15 protein-coding genes are annotated in these 18,629 nt (G+C 68.6%); 11 read left to right on the forward strand and 4 right to left on the reverse strand.

The window, feature by feature from the left end:
• Positions 1–8: 8 nt before the first annotated feature.
• Genes modA through R5H29_RS04565 form a run of 3 tightly spaced genes read left to right on the forward strand, consistent with a single transcriptional unit; the run spans position 9 to position 2,097 of the window.
• Positions 9–752 carry a molybdate ABC transporter substrate-binding protein gene (gene modA, locus R5H29_RS04555; RefSeq protein WP_332328832.1) on the forward strand — a complete coding sequence of 248 codons (744 nt, stop codon included), beginning with the start codon at positions 9–11 and terminating at the stop codon, positions 750–752.
• A gap of 3 nt (positions 753–755) precedes the next feature.
• Positions 756–1,439, forward strand: coding sequence for a molybdate ABC transporter permease subunit (gene modB / locus R5H29_RS04560; RefSeq protein WP_332328833.1), 684 nt, complete (start codon positions 756–758; stop codon positions 1,437–1,439).
• Complete coding sequence (locus tag R5H29_RS04565; protein ID WP_329848030.1) at positions 1,429–2,097, forward strand: ATP-binding cassette domain-containing protein; 669 nt, start codon at positions 1,429–1,431, stop codon at positions 2,095–2,097. Before modB ends, R5H29_RS04565 begins: the two co-directional genes overlap by 11 nt.
• Positions 2,098–2,190: 93 nt before the next feature.
• Here the strand turns inward: R5H29_RS04565 and R5H29_RS04570 are convergent, their stop codons facing one another.
• Together R5H29_RS04570 and R5H29_RS04575 are read right to left on the reverse strand one after the other, a co-directional pair.
• Positions 2,191–3,720, reverse strand: coding sequence for a sulfite reductase flavoprotein subunit alpha (locus R5H29_RS04570; RefSeq protein WP_332328834.1), 1,530 nt, complete (start codon positions 3,718–3,720; stop codon positions 2,191–2,193).
• Complete coding sequence (locus tag R5H29_RS04575) at positions 3,717–4,145, reverse strand: PAS domain-containing protein (protein ID WP_180876707.1); 429 nt, start codon at positions 4,143–4,145, stop codon at positions 3,717–3,719. The genes R5H29_RS04570 and R5H29_RS04575 overlap by 4 nt, the downstream gene beginning before the upstream one ends.
• A 440-nt stretch (positions 4,146–4,585) precedes the next feature.
• Between R5H29_RS04575 and glgA the strand changes: the two genes are divergently transcribed.
• The 7 genes from glgA to glgX are packed head-to-tail and all read left to right on the forward strand — an operon-like array spanning position 4,586 to position 16,715.
• On the forward strand, positions 4,586–6,112 hold the full coding sequence (glgA, locus tag R5H29_RS04580; protein WP_155029675.1) for a glycogen synthase GlgA: 1,527 nt from the start codon (positions 4,586–4,588) through the stop codon (positions 6,110–6,112).
• Entirely contained in the window at positions 6,109–8,343 is a 2,235-nt protein-coding gene (locus tag R5H29_RS04585; RefSeq protein WP_227844254.1) for a 1,4-alpha-glucan branching enzyme, read from the forward strand. Before glgA ends, R5H29_RS04585 begins: the two co-directional genes overlap by 4 nt.
• Positions 8,340–10,058 carry a malto-oligosyltrehalose trehalohydrolase gene (treZ, locus tag R5H29_RS04590; RefSeq protein WP_058981738.1) on the forward strand — a complete coding sequence of 573 codons (1,719 nt, stop codon included), beginning with the start codon at positions 8,340–8,342 and terminating at the stop codon, positions 10,056–10,058. Before R5H29_RS04585 ends, treZ begins: the two co-directional genes overlap by 4 nt.
• Positions 10,055–11,899, forward strand: coding sequence for a 4-alpha-glucanotransferase (locus R5H29_RS04595; RefSeq protein ID WP_171952992.1), 1,845 nt, complete (start codon positions 10,055–10,057; stop codon positions 11,897–11,899). The genes treZ and R5H29_RS04595 overlap by 4 nt, the downstream gene beginning before the upstream one ends.
• The gene (gene treY / locus R5H29_RS04600; protein WP_171952993.1) at positions 11,896–14,469 is read left to right on the forward strand and encodes a malto-oligosyltrehalose synthase; all 2,574 of its coding nucleotides are present in this window, start codon (positions 11,896–11,898) and stop codon (positions 14,467–14,469) included. Before R5H29_RS04595 ends, treY begins: the two co-directional genes overlap by 4 nt.
• Positions 14,438–14,608, forward strand: coding sequence for a DUF2934 domain-containing protein (locus tag R5H29_RS04605; protein ID WP_080352942.1), 171 nt, complete (start codon positions 14,438–14,440; stop codon positions 14,606–14,608). Before treY ends, R5H29_RS04605 begins: the two co-directional genes overlap by 32 nt.
• Positions 14,595–16,715 carry a glycogen debranching protein GlgX gene (gene glgX / locus R5H29_RS04610; RefSeq protein ID WP_155029670.1) on the forward strand — a complete coding sequence of 707 codons (2,121 nt, stop codon included), beginning with the start codon at positions 14,595–14,597 and terminating at the stop codon, positions 16,713–16,715. Before R5H29_RS04605 ends, glgX begins: the two co-directional genes overlap by 14 nt.
• A 52-nt stretch (positions 16,716–16,767) precedes the next feature.
• Here glgX and R5H29_RS04615 read toward each other — a convergent pair whose 3' ends face one another.
• Both R5H29_RS04615 and R5H29_RS04620 read right to left on the reverse strand, forming a co-directional pair.
• Positions 16,768–17,082 (reverse strand): AzlD family protein, encoded by a 315-nt coding sequence (locus R5H29_RS04615; RefSeq protein WP_111102601.1) that lies wholly within the window; start codon positions 17,080–17,082, stop codon positions 16,768–16,770.
• Positions 17,079–17,810 (reverse strand): AzlC family ABC transporter permease, encoded by a 732-nt coding sequence (locus R5H29_RS04620; protein ID WP_227844255.1) that lies wholly within the window; start codon positions 17,808–17,810, stop codon positions 17,079–17,081. The genes R5H29_RS04615 and R5H29_RS04620 overlap by 4 nt, the downstream gene beginning before the upstream one ends.
• 127 nt (positions 17,811–17,937) lie before the next feature.
• On the opposite strand from R5H29_RS04620, the gene R5H29_RS04625 reads away from it, so the two are divergent.
• On the forward strand, positions 17,938–18,402 hold the full coding sequence (locus R5H29_RS04625; RefSeq protein ID WP_005413654.1) for an Lrp/AsnC family transcriptional regulator: 465 nt from the start codon (positions 17,938–17,940) through the stop codon (positions 18,400–18,402).
• The last annotated feature ends 227 nt before the right edge of the window (positions 18,403–18,629 follow it).

Genomic DNA, 18,629 nt, shown 5'->3' on the forward strand with positions numbered 1-18,629 from the left:
GCCGACCCATGATGCGAGCGGGGCTGTTGGTGCTGGGAATGCTGGCTGCAGTGCCGGCCTGGGCGGCCGAGTTGACGGTGTCGGCGGCATCGAGCCTGACCGAGAGCTTCCGCGAACTGGGCAATGCCTATGAGAAGGCGCACCCGGGCACCAGGGTCGATTTCAACTTCGCCGCGTCCGGCGTGTTGCTGCAACAGATCAGCCGCGGTGCGCCGGTGGACGTGTTCGCCTCGGCCGACGAAACCACGATGGACCAGGCCCAGCAGCAGGATCTGCTGGCGGCCGGCACCCGCGAGGTGTTCGCGGTGAACGCGCTGTGGGTGGTGGTGCCGCCGCAGGCCAAGGCGGCGCCGCGTTCATTGAAGGATCTGGCCGGTGCCGGTGTGCAGCGCATCGCACTGGGCAACCCGGACAGCGTGCCGGTCGGCCGCTATGGCAAAGGCGCGCTGGAAGCGGCGGGCCTGTGGCCGTCGGTGCAGGGCAGGATCATCACGACGCAGAACGTGCGCCAGTCGCTGGATTACGTGGCGCGCGGTGAGGTGGATGCCGGCTTCGTCTATGCCACCGATGCACAGGCGATGCCCGACCGGGTGCGCCGTGCGTTCGCGGTGCCGGTGTCCGGGCGCATTGCGTATCCGCTGGCGGTGACCAGGGCCAGTACGCAGCCGGCAGAGGCACGGCGCTTCGCTGCCTTCGTGCGTTCGGCACAGGGCCAGGCGATTCTGGCCAGGCACGGGTTCGGCAAGCCCTGAGGCATGGATCTGGACTGGACCGCGCTGGGGTTGTCGCTGAAGGTGGCCGGCTGGGCCACCGCGATCAATCTGGTGCTGGGTGTGGCACTGGGCGCTCTGCTGGCGCGTCGGCGCTTTCCTGGCCGTGAGCTGCTGGATTCGCTGCTGACCCTGCCGATGGTGCTGCCACCGACGGTGCTCGGCTACTACCTGCTGGTGCTGATCGGTCGCAACGGCCCGATCGGTGCGTGGCTGCAGTCGTGGTTCGGCATCAACCTGGTGTTCACCTGGCAGGCCGCGGTGATCGCTGCGGCGGTGGCCTCGTTGCCGCTGGTGTTCAAGCCGGCGCGCGCGGCGTTCGAGGAAGTGGACGGGCAGCTGGAGCAGGCCGCACGCACGCTCGGAGTGTCCGAAGCGGCGGTGTTCTTCCGCATCACGCTGCCACTGGCCTGGCGTGGCATTCTTGCCGGTCTGTTGCTGGCGTTTGCACGCGCGATGGGCGAGTTCGGCGCGACGCTGATGGTGGCGGGCAGCATTCCGGGCCGCACGCAGACGCTGTCGATTGCCATCTACGAGGCGGTGCAGGCCGGTCAGGATGGCAGGGCCAATGCGCTGGTGATCCTGACCTCGATGGTCTGCATCGTGATCCTGTTGCTGGCTGCGCGGCTGGTGGGCGGACGTCGCCGGGAGCTGCGTGATGTGGCTTGACCTGCAGGTGCAGCGTCGCCTGCAGGCGGCCGGCCAGGATTTCGTGTTGGACGTATCGCTGCAGTGCACGCAGCGCCAAGTGGTGTTGTTCGGGCCCTCGGGCGCGGGCAAGAGCCTGACCTTGAAGGCGGTGGCCGGGCTGCTGCGGCCGGGCCAGGGTCATGTGCGCGTGCAGGGGCAGACCCTGTTCGATGCGGCCACCGGCGTGGATCTGCCGCCGCAGCGCCGCCGGCTGGGCTATGTGTTCCAGGACTACGCGCTGTTCCCGCACCTGAGCGTGCGCCAGAACGTGGCGTTCGGGCTGCAGAAGGGCTGGTTGAATCCGGGGCTCGGCCAGCGTTTCGATGCCGTGGAGCAGTGGTTGCACGCCTTCCGCATCGACACGGTGGGCGATCTGCTGCCCTCGCAGGTCTCCGGTGGCCAGCGCCAGCGCACTGCATTGGCGCGCGCCCTGGTGACGCAGCCGCAGGCGCTGCTGCTGGATGAGCCGTTCTCCGCACTGGACCATGACCTGCGCCACCACCTGCGTCAGGAGCTGGAAACGGTGCTGGACCGGACCGGCATCCCGTTGCTGTTGATCAGCCATGACCCGCAGGATGTGGCCATGTTCGGCCAGCAGGTGGCGCGCGTGGTGGACGGCCGGATCGTCGGCGATTGACCTGCACCTGTAGAGCCGAGCCCATGCTCGGCTGCTCTGCGCGACACCGCCAACAGCAGCCGAGCATGGGCTCGGCTCTACAGGATCAAAGGATCAATACAATTCGCAGTGCGTGCGGCCTTCACCGCGCAGCGCGTCCCAGCGCCCTTCGCCAGCGACGGCATCGATGGCCTCGCGCACCGCGCTTTCCAGGTGGCGCTTGTTGCCGCACAGGTACAGATGCCCACCGCGGGCCAGCACATCGCGCACTTCATCGCCGCGCTGCCGCAGTACATGCTGCACATAGACCTTTTCGGCGCCATCGCGCGAGAACGCGGTATGCAGGCCGGCCAGCACGCCCCGGGTATGCCAGTCCTGCAGCTGGTCGCGGTACAGGTAGTCGCGCTTGCTGTGCTTCTCGCCAAACACCAGGTGCACCTCGCGTTCGCAGCCGTTGGCCTGCAGTTCCTGCATCAGGCCCATCAGCGGTGCGATGCCGGTGCCGGTGCCGACCAGCAGCAGCGGCGTCTGGCCGGTATCGGGCAGGTGGAAGCCAGGGTTGGAACGGCAGTACACACGGGCGTGGTCGCCACCGTGCAGCAGGCTGCCGGTAGCGGTGCCGAAGCGCTCGCGGCCGCGCAGGGTGTAATGCACTTCGCGCACGCACAGGCTCAGCTGGTCGTCGCGCGGGTGCGAGGCGATTGAATAGGCACGCGGCAGCCGCGCTGACAGCAGTTCACGCAGCCGCGGCAGCGGCATGCTGTCCGGGGTGGCGTGGTCCTGCAGCACGTCCAGCAGGTCCAGGCCGTGCAGGTAGGCGTCCAGCTCGCGCTTCTGGCTGACCTTCAGCAGGCCCTTCAGCGTTTCGCTGCCACCGAGCCGGGCCAGCTCGCGCAGCACGCTCTTGCTCAGCAGGCGCAGCTCGCGGTCGCGCAGGGCGGCCACGGCGGTGCTGTCGCCGTACCAAGTGGCCAATGCCTGCAGCAGGGCAGGATCGTTCTCCGGCACCACGTGCAGGGTGTCACCCGCGCGGTAGGCCATGCCACTGCCGGCAATGTCCAGCTGCAGGTGCCAGGCAGCGGGGTCGCTGCTGTTCAAGCGGCGGCGTTCGAGAATGCGGGCGGCAAAGGCATCGTCTTCGCCATAGGCGGTGACCTGCAGGTGCAGGTCGTGGCCCGCGTTGAGGTCGCCCTCCAGCACCTGGCCCAGCACCGGCTGCCATTGCTGGAAGAACTGCTCGTAACCCAGGTCGGCGTCCACGCGGTGCAGCAGCGGCTGCGCCTGGCGCTCGCTCAGCGCAGCATCCAGCGCCTTGGTGAAGCCACAGAAGCTGGGGTAGCCGGTGTCACCCAGGCCGAACACCGCATAGCGCAGGCCGCTCAGCGTCGGGGTCTGGCGCAGGGTTTCGAAGAACCGCTCGCCATTGGCCGGCGGTTCTCCATCGCCGAACGAGCTGGAAATCGCCAGCAGCACATCGCCGTGGCCGAGACTGGCCACGTCGATGTCGTTGAACGGGAGCACCTGCGGCGCGTGCGGCTGCAGGTCCGCGCCCAAGCGCTGGGCCAGGGCGCGGGCATTGCCCGACTCGGACGCGAAACCCACCAGCAGGCGGCTGAAGGGCGTACTGGTCGGGAGGGCGTTCACGCGGCCGCGTAGAAGTCGTCGAACTTTTCCTTGCTGAACTCGACCAGGTCGTAGTTCTGCATCAGGTCGTTCACCACGCGGCGGATGCTGATGTAGGAGGTGATGTTGCCTTCGGCGTCGAACAGCGGCTGCACGGTGGTGTCGACCACGTAGAGCACGCCGCCCTTGCCGAGGTTGGGCACGATCCCGGTCCAGGTCTTGCCGGCCTTGATGGTGTCCCACATGTCCTTGTAGACCGCCTTGGGCACATCCGGGTGGCGCACGATGCTGTGCGGCTGGCCGATCAGCTCTTCGCGGGCGAAGCCGGTGAGCGTGCAGAACAGGTCATTGGCGTAGGTGATGTTGCCCTGCAGGTCGGTGGTGGAGATCACCATGACGTTCTGCAGCGCATTCACGAGCTGGGCGTTGTCGGGGGAGTAGCTCATCGCAGGGTCCTTGTAGAGGCCGGCAGCGCCGGCGTGTTCGGGTTCTGCATAGGAATACGCCCGCGTGGCAGCGGGCGGTTTGACATTGGTCAAGCGCGTAGCGCGAAGGCCTGCGACCGGGTGTCGCAGGGAGAATCTCTGTAAAGCCGAGCCCATTTTCGGCTCGAGCGGCAACGGGACTGCCCGCAGCCGAGCGTGGGCTCGGCTCTACAGGTGAGGCACGGGCGGCTGGCGGGCGTACCTCATGCGTACTGAGCTCATGACGCCTTGTCACAAAGAAATCGCCATGGCTTCACGGTTGATTGATCGCATGGAGGGCTATTGTCGTCCTGAGCCTCTCGCTGGCGTCCCCCACGTCCTGCGTCGACTTCCTTCCCAGCACCAGCGCCCGTCCGGGCGCCGCTGGCGTCTGTCTGCCTGAAGCATCCGAGATCATCCCCATGGCCCGCGCCGCCCAGTCCGCTTCACCCGTTGCGATCTCTCCCGTCACGCCCGTGCCGATCGGCACCCGCCGCGGCCATTCGCAACCGTTGGATCTGCCGGAACTGGTGCAGCGCGTGTTGTTCGTTGCCACCGAGATGGCGGACTTCGTCAAGGCCGGTGGCCTGGGCGACGTGGCTGCGGCCCTGCCGCGTGCGGTGCGCGGTGCGTGTGATTCGCGCGTGCTGCTGCCCGGCTACCCGGAGGTACTGCAGCGCCTGCCACAGCTGCAGCGAGTGGGGCAGGTCAGCGCGCGGGCCGGCTTGCCGGCGTGCGCGATCGGCATGGCGGTGCAGGCCGACGGCCTTCCGATCTATGTGCTGCTGTCGCCGGAGCTGTACGAGCGTGAGGGCTCGCCCTACGTGGACGGGCAGGGGCAGGAGTGGAAGGACAACGCGGTTCGCTTCGCGACGCTTTCGCATGCGGCTGCGGAGATTGCGGCCGGGCGTGCCGGGCTGGACTGGTCGCCGCAGCTGCTGCACCTGAATGACTGGCCGGTGGCCATGGCGGCCGCCTACGTGCGTTGGGACCGGACGGCCGTGCCGACCCTGCTGACGATCCACAACCTGGCTTACCAGGGGCTGTTTCCGTACGCGCTTGCACCCGTGCTGGGCGTGCCGGCCGAACACCTGGATGAGCTACACTTCCACGGTCAGATGTCGTTCCTGCAGGGCGGCATCACCAATGCCACGCGGCTGAACACGGTCAGCCTGCGCTACGCGCAGCAGATCACCGCCCCGGATGACGGCTGCGGGTTGCATGACCTGTTGGCACGGAGGGCGGCCGGCGGGCACCTGAGTGGCATCGTCAACGGTATCGATGCCAGCTGGGACCCGCGCCGCGATATCCATCTCAAGGCCCACTTCGGCATTGGTGAGTGGACCGGGCGCGCCACCAACGCGCATGCGGTGCGCAAGGCGTTCGGCCTGGCGCCGTCGACCGGCCCGCTGTTTGCGGTGGTCTCGCGGCTGGTGCACCAGAAGGGCCTGGACATCACCTGCGACGTGGCGCCCCAGATCGTGGCGGCCGGCGGCCAGCTGGTCATCATCGGCGGTGGCGAGCCGCAGGTGGAAGCACAGGTGCAGGCGCTGGCCCGCCGCTACCCGGGGCGGGTGGGCGCCTTCATCGGGTTCGAGGAAGCGCTGGCCCGCCAGATGTTTGCCGGTGCCGATTTCCTGCTGATGCCTTCACGCTTCGAACCCTGCGGGCTGAGCCAGATGTACGCACAGCGCTTCGGCTGCCTGCCCATCGCGCACGCGACCGGCGGGCTGGTGGATACCGTCGAGGATGGCGTGACCGGATTCCTGTTCCATGGCGCCAACGCTGATGGACTGCGCCGCTGCGTGGAACGGGCGATGCGCACCTTCCGCCTGCCGGGCCTGCTGCAGGCCATGCGCCGCGCGGCCATGCTGCGGCCGGGTGGCTGGGATGCGGCCGGACGCGCCTATCTGGCCCTGTACCAGCAGACCTGCCAGGTGGCTGCATGAGCCACGACAGCCTGCATCTGGTCGCCCTGGTGGATGAAGCGATCACGGAGACGGGATTGGATCAGCGCATCGCGCCGGCCCTGGAGGACCTCGTCCACGCGCGCCCGGCCGATGCATTCGCCTGGCTGGGCCCGCATCGCCAGCCAGAAGGCGGACGCCAGCTGCGCGTGCTGGTGCCGCACGCGCAGCGCGTCGAGGTGATCGCAGACGACGGGCGGCGCTGGGACCTGTCCCCCGGCCCGTTGCCCGGCCTGTTCGAGGGCGCGGCCGGCGACGCGGCGATACCGCTGCTTGCCCTGCATTTCGAACAGGGCGTGGAGCAGGTGCACGATGCCTATGCGTTCGGTCCACTGTTGGACGAAGCACTGCTGCAGCGGTTCCATGCCGGTGATGCCGATGCGGCGCGGCAGCTGGGGGCGGTGCCGATGCAGGTGCAGGGCATCGCGGGCGTGCGCTTCGCGGTGTGGGCACCCAATGCCCAGCGGGTCGCGGTGGTTGGCGATTTCAATGGATGGGATGGCCGACGCCATCCGATGCGGCTGCGTCACACCGCCGGCGTGTGGGAGCTGTTCCTGCCGGGCGTGCAGGCCGGTGCCCGCTACAAATTCCGCATCGTCGGCGCCGACGGCCGGGTGATGCCCGACAAGTTCGATCCGATGGCGCGCTGGGCCGAGCTGCCACCGGCCACCGCTTCGCGGGTGCCTTCGGCGGCGCCGATGCAGTGGCACGATGACGCCTGGTTGGAGGCCCGGCGCCAGGCCGGAACCTGCGCACCGCTGTCCATCTACGAAGTACATGCGGGCTCCTGGCAGCGCAGCGACGAGGGTGCGCCGCTGGACTGGGACGCCCTGGCCGACCGGTTGATTCCGTACGTGGCCGGACTCGGCTTTACCCACATCGAGCTGCTGCCGGTCAGCGAGCATCCCTTTGGCGGTTCCTGGGGCTATCAGCCGCTGGGCATCTACGCGCCGACGGCGCGCCATGGCACGCCGCAGGCCTTCGCACGCTTCGTGGACCGCTGCCACCAGGCCGGCGTAGGGGTGATCGTGGACTGGGTGAGCGCGCACTTCCCGAACGATGCGCATGGCCTGGCCGGGTTCGATGGCACCGCGCTGTACGAGCATGCCGACCCGCGCGAAGGGGTGCACGCCGACTGGGACACGCTGATCTACAACTACGGCCGCAACGAAGTGGCTGCCTACCTGATCGGCAGTGCCTTGGAGTGGGTGGAGCGGTTCCATATCGACGGTCTGCGCGTGGATGCTGTGGCGTCGATGCTGTACCGGGATTACAGCCGTGCCGAGGGGGAGTGGATACCCAACGAGCAGGGCGGGCGCGAGAACCTGGAGGCGGTCGCGTTCCTGCGGCGGATGAACCAGGCGCTGCGTGAGCGTTTCCCGGATGTGCTGGTGATCGCCGAGGAATCCACCGCGTGGCCGGGGGTGACCGCGCCGGTGGAGGAGGGCGGGCTTGGCTTCACCCACAAATGGAACATGGGCTGGATGCACGACACCCTGCAGTACCTGGGACGCGATCCAGTCCATCGCCAGCATCACCACAGCGAGATCAGCTTCGGCCTGGTCTACGCCTTCTCCGAACGGTTCGTGTTGCCGCTGTCGCATGACGAGGTGGTGCATGGCAAGGGAGCGCTGCTGGCCAAGATGACGGGCGAGCCGGCGCAGCGGCTGGCCCAGCTCCGCGCGTACTACGGTTTCATGTGGGCGCACCCGGGCAGCAAACTGCTGTTCATGGGCGGCGAGTTCGGCCAGGGCCACGAGTGGTCGCACGATGCGGTACTGGACTGGGCACAGGCGGCCAGCAGTGAGGGCCAGGGCCTGTCGCGCCTGGTGCGAGACCTCAACAGCGTGCTCCGCGCCGAACCCGCGTTGCATCGCGACGAGCGCGACGAACGCGGTTTCGATTGGAGCGTGGCCGACGACAGCCGCAACAGCGTTTACGCGCTCATCCGCCGGGATCCGGCCGGCAGCGGCCGCACCCTGCTGGTGGTGAGCAACTTCACTCCGGTACGTCGCGACGGCTACCGGGTCGGCGTGCCGCACCCGGGGCGTTGGAGCGAACGGCTCAACACCGACAGCGCGTATTACGGTGGCGGCAATGCGGGAAACCTCGGTGCAGTGCACACCGAGTCGAGGCCGATGCACGGCCACGCACAGTCGCTGCGGCTCACGCTGCCGCCGCTGTCCACGCTGTACCTGCAGGTTGATGCATGACCACAGTGGCCCCGCGCCTGGGCGCTTGGCCGGTGGCCGGTGACGGGGTGGAGTTCCGCGTGTGGGCACCGGACGCAAGGACGATGGCGCTGTGCCTGCGCGGCACGCAACAGCCGATGCAACGTGACCCGGACGGCTGCCACTGGCTGCGGACACCGGCATCGCATGGCGACCGCTACCGTTTTCGCCTTCCTTCCGGTCAGGACGTGCCCGACCCGGCCTCGCGCTGGCAGCCGGACGGCATCGACGGAGACAGCGCGGTGGTGCTGGACACGGCCATGGCGCAACCCGCTTGGCGCGGGCATGCCTGGCAGGATCTGGTGATCTATGAAGCACACATCGAGGCCGGCGGCGGCTTCGCGGCGTTGACCGCGCAGCTGCCGATGCTGGCCGCGCTGGGCATCACCGCCATTGAACTGATGCCGGTCGCGCAGTTTCCCGGCCAGCGCAACTGGGGCTACGACGGCGTGTTCCCGTATGCGCCGGCCCATGCCTATGGCGGGCCGGCAGCGCTGAGGGCCTTCATCGAAGCGGCGCACGATGCAGGGCTGTCGGTGCTGCTGGATGTGGTCTACAACCACTTCGGACCACAGGGCAACCACCTGCGCGACTACGCGCGCGGGTTCTTCCGTGACGACCGCAGCACGCCGTGGGGCGAGGCCATCGACTTCCGCCAGCCCTGGGTGCGGCGCTTTTTCATCGACAACGCGCTGATGTGGTTGCGCGACTACGGCTTCGATGGCCTGCGCCTGGACGCGGTGCACGCCATTGACGATGACCGTTTCCTCCAGCAGCTGGCCGATGAGGTACGTGCGGTGGCCCCGCACGCGCACCTGGTGCTGGAGAACGAGCGCAACCAGGCGCGGTGGCTGCGCGGCGCCTACCAGGGGCAGTGGAACGATGACTTCCACAATGCACTGCACGTGATGCTGACCGGCGAGCAGGAGGGCTATTACGCGGCCTATGCCGGTCGCGCCGAAGCGCTGCTGGCGCGCTGCCTGGCCGAGGGATTCGCCTGGCAGGGCGAACCGGACCTGCGCGGCGATCCCCGCGGCGAACCCAGCGCCGACCTGTCGCCCGCGCGTTTTGTGGTATTCGCGCAGAACCACGATCAGGTAGGCAACCGCGCTCTCGGCGAGCGCCTGTCGATGCTGACCGATCCTGCGCGGCTGCGTGCGGCGCTGGCGTTGACCCTGCTGACGCCGATGATCCCGCTGCTGTTCATGGGCGAACCGTGGCAGGCGCAATCGCCGTTCCTGTTCTTCACCGACTACGCGCCGCCGCTGGACGAGGCGGTGCGCGAAGGGCGTCGCCGCGAGTTCGCTGGTTTCAGCGCCTTTGCCGACGCCGCCTCGCGCGCGCGTATTCCCGACCCGAACGACCCGGCCACCCTGCAGGCGTCCTACACGTCGCCGCCCGGCGATGATCCCTGGTCGCAGGACTGGCTGCGCTGCACGAGCGGGTTTCTGGCACTGCGCAGGCGCTATCTGCAACCCGGGTTGCTGCAGGCGCGGTCGTTGGGTGCGCGCGTGCTGGGCGAAGGCGCGGTGCAGGCGGGCTGGCAGCTGCCGTCGGGCCAGTGGTGGATCGCGGTCAATGTCGGCCCGTCGCCGGTGGTGCATGCGATGCCGGCCGGGGAGCACGTTGTAGGGCCGGACGCTGCCACGTTGCTGCCCGCAGGCGGCGGCGTGCTTGCCTGTTGGGTCGCCGCATGAGGACCGATGCGGCGGTTCTGGAGGCGGCACGGCGCGCGGGCCTGCTGGTTCGCTGGACCGACGTGGCCGGTGTCGAGCGCGAGGTCGCACCGGACGTGCTGCGCGCGGTGCTGGAGGGGCTGCAGGGCGATGCAGCGCCCGAGCACGGTGGCCTGCGCACGGCCTGCTGTGGACAGCTGCTGGCGATGCCGGACGCAGCCGGCGCAGCGTGCTGGGTGGATGAGCATGGCGCAGTGCTGCCGGCACGCGCCGATGCGCAAGGGCGCTGGCGCGTGCCGGACCAGCCGGGTTACTGGCAGTGGCGCCGGGGCGACCGGCAACAGGCGGTTGCGGTGGCGCCACAACGTGCCTGGTGGCCGCAGGGCACGCTGCGCGGCTGGGGCCTGTCGGCGCAGGTCTACAGCCTTCGCGCCTCTTGCGACGCTGGCATCGGTGACAGCGCCGGCTGTGCACGATGGAGCGAACTGCTGCACCGTCACGGCGGCGATGCAGTGGCGTTGAGCCCGCTGCATGCCGGCTTGCCACCTGGGCCAGGCTACAGCCCCTATTCGCCCAGCGACCGGCACTGGCTCGATCCACTGCAGGTGTCCCTGCCGCAGGTACTGCCGGAGGCAGCCGACGCCGTGCTGGCTGAAGACCAAGCACTGGCAACGGCAGTTGCAGCCGCCACCGCAGCGCGCCGCATCCACTGGCCGCACTCGGCGGCGTTGAAGTGGCGCTGGCTGCGCCAGGTGCACCAGTGGCTGCGGCAGCAGGCGCCGGCACAGTGCGAACAGATGCAGACGTGGCGCGATGCGCAAGGCGAACCCCTGCTGCGCTATTGCCAGCACGCCGCCGACCGGTTCACTGGAAGCGCCGACGACCATGCGTTTGCGCAATGGTTGGCGCGGCAGGGCTGGGCGCAGGTGCAGGCGGGATTGCGCAACGACGGCGCGTCGATCGGGCTGATCGCGGATCTGGCGGTGGGTTGCGCACCGCAGGGCGTCGAGGCGCGGACCGGCGGCGACCAACTGCTGCAGGGTCTTGAACTGGGCGCGCCGCCGGATGCGTTCAATCCGCTGGGCCAGGCCTGGGGTATCACCAGCTGGTCACCCTTCGCCCTGCAGCGCGAGGGCTTTGAGCCGTTCATCCGCGTGCTGCGCGCTGTGATGGCCGGCCGTGGCGGGCTGCGCATCGACCATATCCTTGGCCTGCAGCGCCTGTGGGTGCTTCCCCGCGGGGCGGGCGCCGGGCAGGGCGTCTACCTGCGCTATCCGTTCGATGATCTGATCAACCTGCTGGTGCTGGAATCGTGGCGGCATCGCTGCGTGCTGATTGGTGAAGACCTGGGCGTGGTGCCGCCGGGCGTTCGCCAGCGGCTGGCAGCCCGCGGCATCCTGGGCATCGAGGTGCTGCCGTTCGCCCGCAACGGTGAGCGCTTCCTGCCGGCGCCACGGTGGCGCCGCGATGCGGTGGCCATGCCCTCCACCCATGATCTGCCACCGCTGTCCGGCTGGCTGCACGGGCGCGACCTGCGCTGGCGCGCCCGCCTGGGTGAGCTGAGCGGGCTTCCGTCGGCGCTGCACGCGCGCTCCAGAGAGGTCCAGGCGCTGTCCGCAGTCGCCCGGGGCGAGGGGGCCACGCTTGAAGCGCGTGCGCTGTCGCTGGTCGCGCACGCATCGTCACGGCTGGCGCTGCTCCCGCTGGAAGACGCCCTGGGCAGTCGCGCGCAGGTGAACCTGCCGGGCACCGTCAACGGCCATCCGAACTGGCGCCGGCGGCAACCGCTAGCGTGGGACCAGGACGCGGTTGACGCACGTATTGCCCGCTTCAGCGCCACGCGGCGGAGGGAGCGGCGATGACTCCATTGCGTGCCACCGTACGCCTGCAATTGCATGCAGGCTTCGACCTCGAGGCCGCCGCGACGCAGCTGCCGTACTACGCCGCGCTGGGCGTCAGCCACCTTTACCTGTCGCCGATCACCGCTGCGCTGCCCGGGTCTACGCATGGCTACGATGGCATCGACCCGGCCCGCATCAATCCGGAACTGGGCGGCGAAGAAGCCTTCCGGCAACTGGCCACAGCGACGCGCGCGCACGGCATGGGCCTGATCCTCGACATCGTACCCAACCATCTGGCGGCGTCCCCGCACAGCCATTGGTGGAACGATGTGCTGATGCACGGGCGTCGAAGCCCGCACGCAGAATGGTTTGACATCGACTGGGAGGCGCCGGGCTGCGAGGGCCGGCTCTGGCTGCCTGCACTGGACCGGCCGTTGCACGACGCGGTGCGCGATGGCGTAGTGCGCGTGGTGGTGGACAACGCGCGTCCCGTGCTGCGCCACCATGGTCTGGCGTTGCCCTTGTCGCCGCGCAGCCATCCACTGGACCCCGCGCAGTGGCCGGCGTGGGCCGAGCGCTGCAACCGCAGCGTTGAACGGCTGCATACGCTGCTGCAGCGGCAGCACTACCGGCTGGCCTGGTGGCGCACGGCGGGCGATCAGGTGAACTACCGGCGCTTTTTCGATATCAATGAACTGGCCGCGCTGCGGGTGGAGCGCGACGACGTGTTCGAGGCGGTGCATGCGCTGCCGCTGCGGTTGGTACGCGAGGGACGGGTGGACGGCCTGCGTATCGATCATGTGGATGGCCTGTCCTCCCCGGGCGCCTACCTGCGGCGCCTTCGTGAATCGCTCGACGCAGCCTGTGCGGCCGGCGGTCGTGATCCGCAGGCGGTGAGCCTGCATGTGGAGAAGATACTGGCCGAGGGCGAGCAGCTGCCCGACAGCTGGGCCTGCGACGGTACCACCGGCTATGACTTCATGGACCAGACCGGTGCCTGGTTGCACGATGCGGCGGCTGCCCCCGCGCTCTCGCGCACGTGGCAGGCGCTGGGCGGTGACTCGCGCAGCTTTGACCGGATTCAGCAGGACGCTCGCGGCATGATGTTGCGCCAGGGCCTTCACGCAGACTTCCAGCGGCTGCTGCGCAGTGCGCAGCAGGTCCTGCAGCCCCGGCTGGCCGAGGCCGATATCGGAGTGGCTGCGCTGGCACGCGCATTGGCTTCATTGCTGCGGCATTACCGCACCTACCGGCCCTATTCGCTGGAGGGGGCGGGTGAACGAAAGGCGCTGGTGGACGCTGCCGGTGCTGCGCGCGAGGCGCTGGACGGTGCCGCACGCGCCGCGCTGGATCTGCTGCTGCAGGCACTTCCCGGCCAGGCGCCGGCTGAAACCGAGCTGCGCGTACGGTTCGGGCAGCTGGCCGCGCCGCTGAATGCCAAGTCGGTGGAAGATACCGGGTTCTATCGCTATTTCAGGCTGCTGTCGCGCAACGAAGTCGGCAGTGATCCGCAGCGGCTGGGCATGGAAGGGCGCGAGCTGCTGGAACATGCAGCCGGGCGCCTGCGGCGCCATCCCAGGGCGCTGCTTGCGCTGGCCACCCACGATCACAAGCGCGGGGCCGACAGCCGGGCACGGCTGGCGGTTCTCAGTACCTGCACGGTCGAGTGGCGGGACGCGGTGCGGCGCTGGAGCCGGATGGCGACCCACGCCGGCGCGCCGATGCCGTTGCCGGGTGCCGAGACCTATGCGCTATGGCAGGCGCTCGTCGCCGCGTGGCCGATGCACGGTACCCCCGGCGCCGACTTCGCATCGAGGATGGTGCAATGGCTGACCAAGGCATTGCGCGAGGGCAAACGGGTCAGCAGCTGGTCCGATCCCAACGTGGCCGTGGAGGAGGGCGCCGCGCAGTGGCTGCACGCGCTGCTGGATGGAGCGCCGTTGCAGCCGGTGCGGGAGGCGCTGGCGACGTTCGTGGCGCGCATCGCGCCGGCGGGCGCCTGCAACGGCCTGGCACAGCTGTGCCTGCAGCACTGCCTGCCCGGCGTGCCCGACCTCTACCAGGGCGGCGAAGGCTGGGACCTGAGCCTGGTGGACCCGGACAACCGGCACGCGGTGGACTATCCGGCGCGGCACGCGTGGCTGCGTGATGCGCGCGGGTGGCCCGCGCTGCTGGATGACTGGCGGGACGGTGGGATCAAGGCATTCCTGCTCCGGCAGTTGCTCGATTGCCGCCGCAGGCACCCGCATCTTTTCCTGCACGGCGCGCTGCAGCCGCTGTCCGCGCCTGCGCGCTCGCCGTGGCTGGCGTTCACGCGTAGGCATCAGGCGCAGGTGCTGCTGGTGGTCGTACGGCGAAGTTCGCCCACCACCATGCCGGGGCCCAGCCTGCACATTCCGCGCGACGTCGGCAGCGGCGTGACGCTGCGTGGGCTGCCGGCAGGCCCCATGCGCAATGTCCTGGACGGGCGCATCGAACATTTCAACGCAACCGCGGACGTGGCCGGGCTTCTGGCTGGCAGCCCGTTGGCGATATGGATCAACGAGGAGACAGGTAGGGATGGACAGCAGGGAACGACGGCAGCGGATTGAGGCACTTGCCCACCAGATCTGGGAGGCAGAAGGGCGCCCGGACGACCAGCAGCAACGGCACTGGCACATGGCCGAGCGGCTGGTGGAAGCCGAGATTGCCGCCGCGCGCGGGGAGGAGGGCACTGATGGCGAGCCGTAAGTGGACGCAGACCTCGCGCGTGCGCGAAGGCCGGCCCTTCCCGCTGGGGGCGACCTGGGACGGGTTGGGTGTGAACTTCGCACTGTACTCGCGGCATGCCACACGGGTGGAACTCTGCCTGTTCGATGGACGCAACCGCGAAGTGGAACGCATCGCGCTGCCCGAGTACACCAACGAGATCTGGCATGGTTACCTGCCGGACGTGCGGCCCGGGCAGCGTTACGGCTACCGGGTGCACGGCCCGTATGCGCCGGAAGAGGGCCATCGCTTCAATCCCAACAAGCTGCTGCTGGACCCCTACGCCAAGCAGATCGTCGGCGAACTGAAGTGGGCCCCCCACCTGTTCGGCTACACCCTGGGTCACCGCGATGGCGATCTCAGTTTCGACCGCCGCGACAGCGCCAGCTACATGCCGCGCTGCGCCGTGATCGACCCGGCCTTCAGCTGGGGTGTCGAGCGTGCACCTGCCACGCCCTGGGACCGGACCGTGATCTACGAAGCGCATGTGCGCGGGCTGACCATGCAGCATCCCGATGTCCCGCAGGCCGAGCGTGGCACCTTCTCTGCCCTGCGCCATGACGCAGTGGTCGACCACCTCAGCCATCTGGGCGTGACCGCCATCGAACTGCTACCCGTGCACGCATACGTCGATGACCAGCAGCTGCTCGAGCGCGGGCTGCGCAATTACTGGGGGTACAACACCATCGGCTTCTTCGCGCCGCAGCCTCGCTACCTGTCGCTGGGCATCGTGGCCGAGTTCAAGCAGATGGTCGCGCGGTTGCACAATGCCGGCATCGAAGTGATCCTGGACGTGGTCTACAACCACACCGCCGAAGGCAATGAGCTGGGCCCTACGCTGTCCTTCAAGGGCATCGACAACGCCAGCTACTACCGCCTGGCCGATGATCGCCGCTACTACATCAACGATACCGGCACCGGAAATACGTTCGACCTGACCAATGCCGGTGCGCTGCGCATGGTCATGGACTCTCTGCGCTACTGGGTGACCGAGATGCGGGTGGATGGGTTCCGCTTCGACCTGGCAACCATCCTCGGCCGCGAACGGCATGGCTTCGACGCCTCGGGCAGCTTCCTCGATGCGGTACGCCAGGACCCGATCCTGAGCCAGGTGAAGCTGATTGCCGAGCCATGGGACATCGGCCCGGGCGGCTACCAGCTGGGCCAGTTTCCGCCGGGCTGGGCCGAATGGAACGACCGCTTCCGCGACACGGTGCGCGCGCTGTGGCGTGGCGATGGCGGGCAGCTGGCGGAGTTTGCCACGCGCTTCACCGGCTCGGCCGACCTGTTCGAACACCACGGCAGGCGGCCGTCGGCCAGCATCAATCTGGTGACGGCGCATGATGGATTCACCCTGCACGATCTGGTCAGCTACAACGATCGCCACAACGAGGCCAACGGCGAGGACAACCGTGACGGCCACTCGCACAACCTTTCCAGCAACCACGGCGTGGAGGGAGACACCGATGATGCGGCGATCCTTTCGTTGCGTGCGCGGCAGATGCGCAACCTGCTGGCCACGCTGCTGCTCGCGCAGGGCACGCCGATGCTGCTCGCCGGGGATGAGTTCGGCCATTCGCAGCAGGGCAACAACAACGCCTACTGCCAGGACAATCCACTGAGCTGGATCGACTGGGAGCGCGCAGCATTGCCGGCTGCACAGGCGCAGGTGGCGTTCGTGCGGCGGGCGCTGTCACTGCGCCGACGCTACGGCCTGCTGCGCCGGAACCGGTTCCTGCGCGGCGAGTACGATGAGTCGCTGGGCCTGCGCGATATCGACTGGCGGCATCCCGATGGTCGCGGCATGGAGGAAGCGGACTGGCATGACGCAGGGCTGCGTGCGCTGCTGATCGTGCTGGACGGTCGCAGTCCGGACAGTGGCCTGCGCGAGCCCGGGCGGCATGTCAGCCTGGCCCTGCTGTTGAACGCCGGCGAGCAGCCGCAGCGGTTCTGTGTGTCAGACGACGCCCTGTCGTTCCGGCGCGTACTCCTGCAGACCGACGAAACGCCGTTGGAGCCGGATGAGGAAGGCGCCTGGACGCTGCCGCCGCGCAGCCTGTGCCTGCTGGCGGCAAGCAGCAGCGCGTGATTGCACTGCTGCGCCACTACGGTGCGCCGGGCGTTGCCCGGCGTACCGGTAGCTACCCCACCAGATAGCGCAACACACCCGCCGAGACCACGCCGATCAGCACGGTCGGGAGCATCGACAGCCGCGTGGCGGCCAGCAGGGTAATGGCCAGCGCGGCCAGGTCGGCGGGTTTGTCGGCAACGAAGTCCGGGGCGATCACCGAGATCAGCACGCAGCCCGGCGCGGCTTCCATCACCGTCACCGCACGTTTGCTCAGGGTGCGGTTGCGCAACGCCAGGAAGCCGACGATGCGGGTCAGGTAGGTGGCGGCGGCCATCAGCACGATGGTCAGTACCGAGGTCCAGTGGATCAGGCCATTGAAGATCATGCTGCGTCCTCCGCCAGCAGCCAGGCGGCGGCCAGGCCGGCCAGTGCGCCGCTGGCCACGTACCACGCGCCCGGGACCAGCAGATAAGTGGCGGCGGCCACGACCAGGCTGACCAGCCACGGCCGCGCCGCCTTCATGCCCTGCCACATGCCGCGCAGCAGCACCAGGAACACGGCGGGGAAGGCCATGTCGAAACCATAGGCGTGGATGTCGCCCAACAGCGGCCCGATGACCGCGCCGAGTGCGGTGCAGGCCACCCAGACCGTGTACAGGCCTGCCGACACGCCCAGGTAGTAGGCCAGGCTGAAGCCAAGCGCGCGCCGGCGCGCATCGGCCACGCCCATCGCCCAGCTTTCGTCGCACATGAAGAACAGGGCCGGCAGCACGCGTCGGCGCGGCAGGTGCTGGAGCAGCGGGGCCAGGCTGGCGCCCATCAGCAGGTGGCGGCTGTTGACCAGGGCGGTGATGGCCACGATCAGCGCGATGTGCGGTGGCGAGGTCCACAGTTCGACGGCGGCGAACTCCGAGCCACCAGCGAAGTTGAGACCGGTCATCAGCGGTACTTCCAGTGCGCTCAGGCCCTTCTGGGCCGCCTGCGCACCGAGCACCAGGGCAAACGGAATGAAGCCGATCATCACCGGCACGGCGGCGCGCAGGCCGCGCAGGAATTCGGCACGCGGGGCGGTATCGCAGGTGGCGGGCGGGGGGAGGGTGGTACGGGCGTCCATGGAACGGCACAACAAGGTGGGGGTGGCCCATGCTAGCGGTCCAATCACGAAATCGGGTTGCGTTGATGCCACTTGATTCTGGATGATTGATATTTCATGCGGCCAGAAGCGAAACGGATGAAATCCCATGCAGTACCAGCTCGACAACCTCGATCGGCGCATCCTCGACGCCCTGCAGCGCGACGGTCGCCTGCAGAACCTGGAGCTGGCTCGCCTGGTCGGGCTGTCGCCGTCGGCCTGTCTGCGCCGGGTGCGGTTGCTGGAGGAGGGCGGCTACATCGACCGCTATGTGGCCTTGTTGAACGAGGCCAAGGTGGGCCGTGGCTTCACGGTGTTCGTGCGGGTGTGGCTGCGGGGGCAGGACGAGGACACCACCAATCACTTCATCAACAGCATCAAGTCGTTCCCGGAAGTGCTGGAATGCCATCTGATGGCCGGTGACTGCGATTTCCTGCTGCGGGTGGCGGTGGCGGACCTTGATGCCTACCGGCAGTTCCAGATGCAGCACCTGAACCGGATCGCCGGGGTGCAGAACACCAAGACGGAGATTCCGATGCAGCGGATCAAGCAGACGACCCAGCTGCCGCTTTGAGGGATGGGGTTTGCGGCCAAGTTGCACCCGGCACCCGCGGGTAGTGCCGGCCGCTGGCCGGCAACCTCAACAGCAACAGCGGGCCTACTGAGGGATGGCGGGGTGGGTCCGGTTGCGGGGGACGCTGCAAGTACGTCCATGTAAGCTCGGTCGCCGCATCCATGCGGCTCACGCCCCCGCAACCGGCCCCACCCCGCCTTCGACAGTTTCCTGCTGCTGATGGAACC

This window comes from Stenotrophomonas sp. A3_2 (assembly GCF_036624925.1).
GTDB lineage: Bacteria > Pseudomonadota > Gammaproteobacteria > Xanthomonadales > Xanthomonadaceae > Stenotrophomonas > Stenotrophomonas hibiscicola.

What these genes read in the sequence shown, in the direction of transcription:
- modA (WP_332328832.1), top strand. Translation starts at nt 9, where the DNA reads ATGATGCGAGCGGGGCTGTTGGTGCTGGGAATGCTGGCTGCAGTGCCG.
- modB (WP_332328833.1), top strand. Translation starts at nt 756, where the DNA reads ATGGATCTGGACTGGACCGCGCTGGGGTTGTCGCTGAAGGTGGCCGGC.
- R5H29_RS04565 (WP_329848030.1), top strand. Translation starts at nt 1,429, where the DNA reads ATGTGGCTTGACCTGCAGGTGCAGCGTCGCCTGCAGGCGGCCGGCCAG.
- R5H29_RS04575 (WP_180876707.1), bottom strand. Translation starts at nt 4,145, where the DNA reads ATGAGCTACTCCCCCGACAACGCCCAGCTCGTGAATGCGCTGCAGAAC.
- glgA (WP_155029675.1), top strand. Translation starts at nt 4,586, where the DNA reads ATGGCCCGCGCCGCCCAGTCCGCTTCACCCGTTGCGATCTCTCCCGTC.
- R5H29_RS04585 (WP_227844254.1), top strand. Translation starts at nt 6,109, where the DNA reads ATGAGCCACGACAGCCTGCATCTGGTCGCCCTGGTGGATGAAGCGATC.
- treZ (WP_058981738.1), top strand. Translation starts at nt 8,340, where the DNA reads ATGACCACAGTGGCCCCGCGCCTGGGCGCTTGGCCGGTGGCCGGTGAC.
- R5H29_RS04595 (WP_171952992.1), top strand. Translation starts at nt 10,055, where the DNA reads ATGAGGACCGATGCGGCGGTTCTGGAGGCGGCACGGCGCGCGGGCCTG.
- treY (WP_171952993.1), top strand. Translation starts at nt 11,896, where the DNA reads ATGACTCCATTGCGTGCCACCGTACGCCTGCAATTGCATGCAGGCTTC.
- R5H29_RS04605 (WP_080352942.1), top strand. Translation starts at nt 14,438, where the DNA reads ATGGACAGCAGGGAACGACGGCAGCGGATTGAGGCACTTGCCCACCAG.
- glgX (WP_155029670.1), top strand. Translation starts at nt 14,595, where the DNA reads ATGGCGAGCCGTAAGTGGACGCAGACCTCGCGCGTGCGCGAAGGCCGG.
- R5H29_RS04615 (WP_111102601.1), bottom strand. Translation starts at nt 17,082, where the DNA reads ATGATCTTCAATGGCCTGATCCACTGGACCTCGGTACTGACCATCGTG.
- R5H29_RS04620 (WP_227844255.1), bottom strand. Translation starts at nt 17,810, where the DNA reads ATGGACGCCCGTACCACCCTCCCCCCGCCCGCCACCTGCGATACCGCC.
- R5H29_RS04625 (WP_005413654.1), top strand. Translation starts at nt 17,938, where the DNA reads ATGCAGTACCAGCTCGACAACCTCGATCGGCGCATCCTCGACGCCCTG.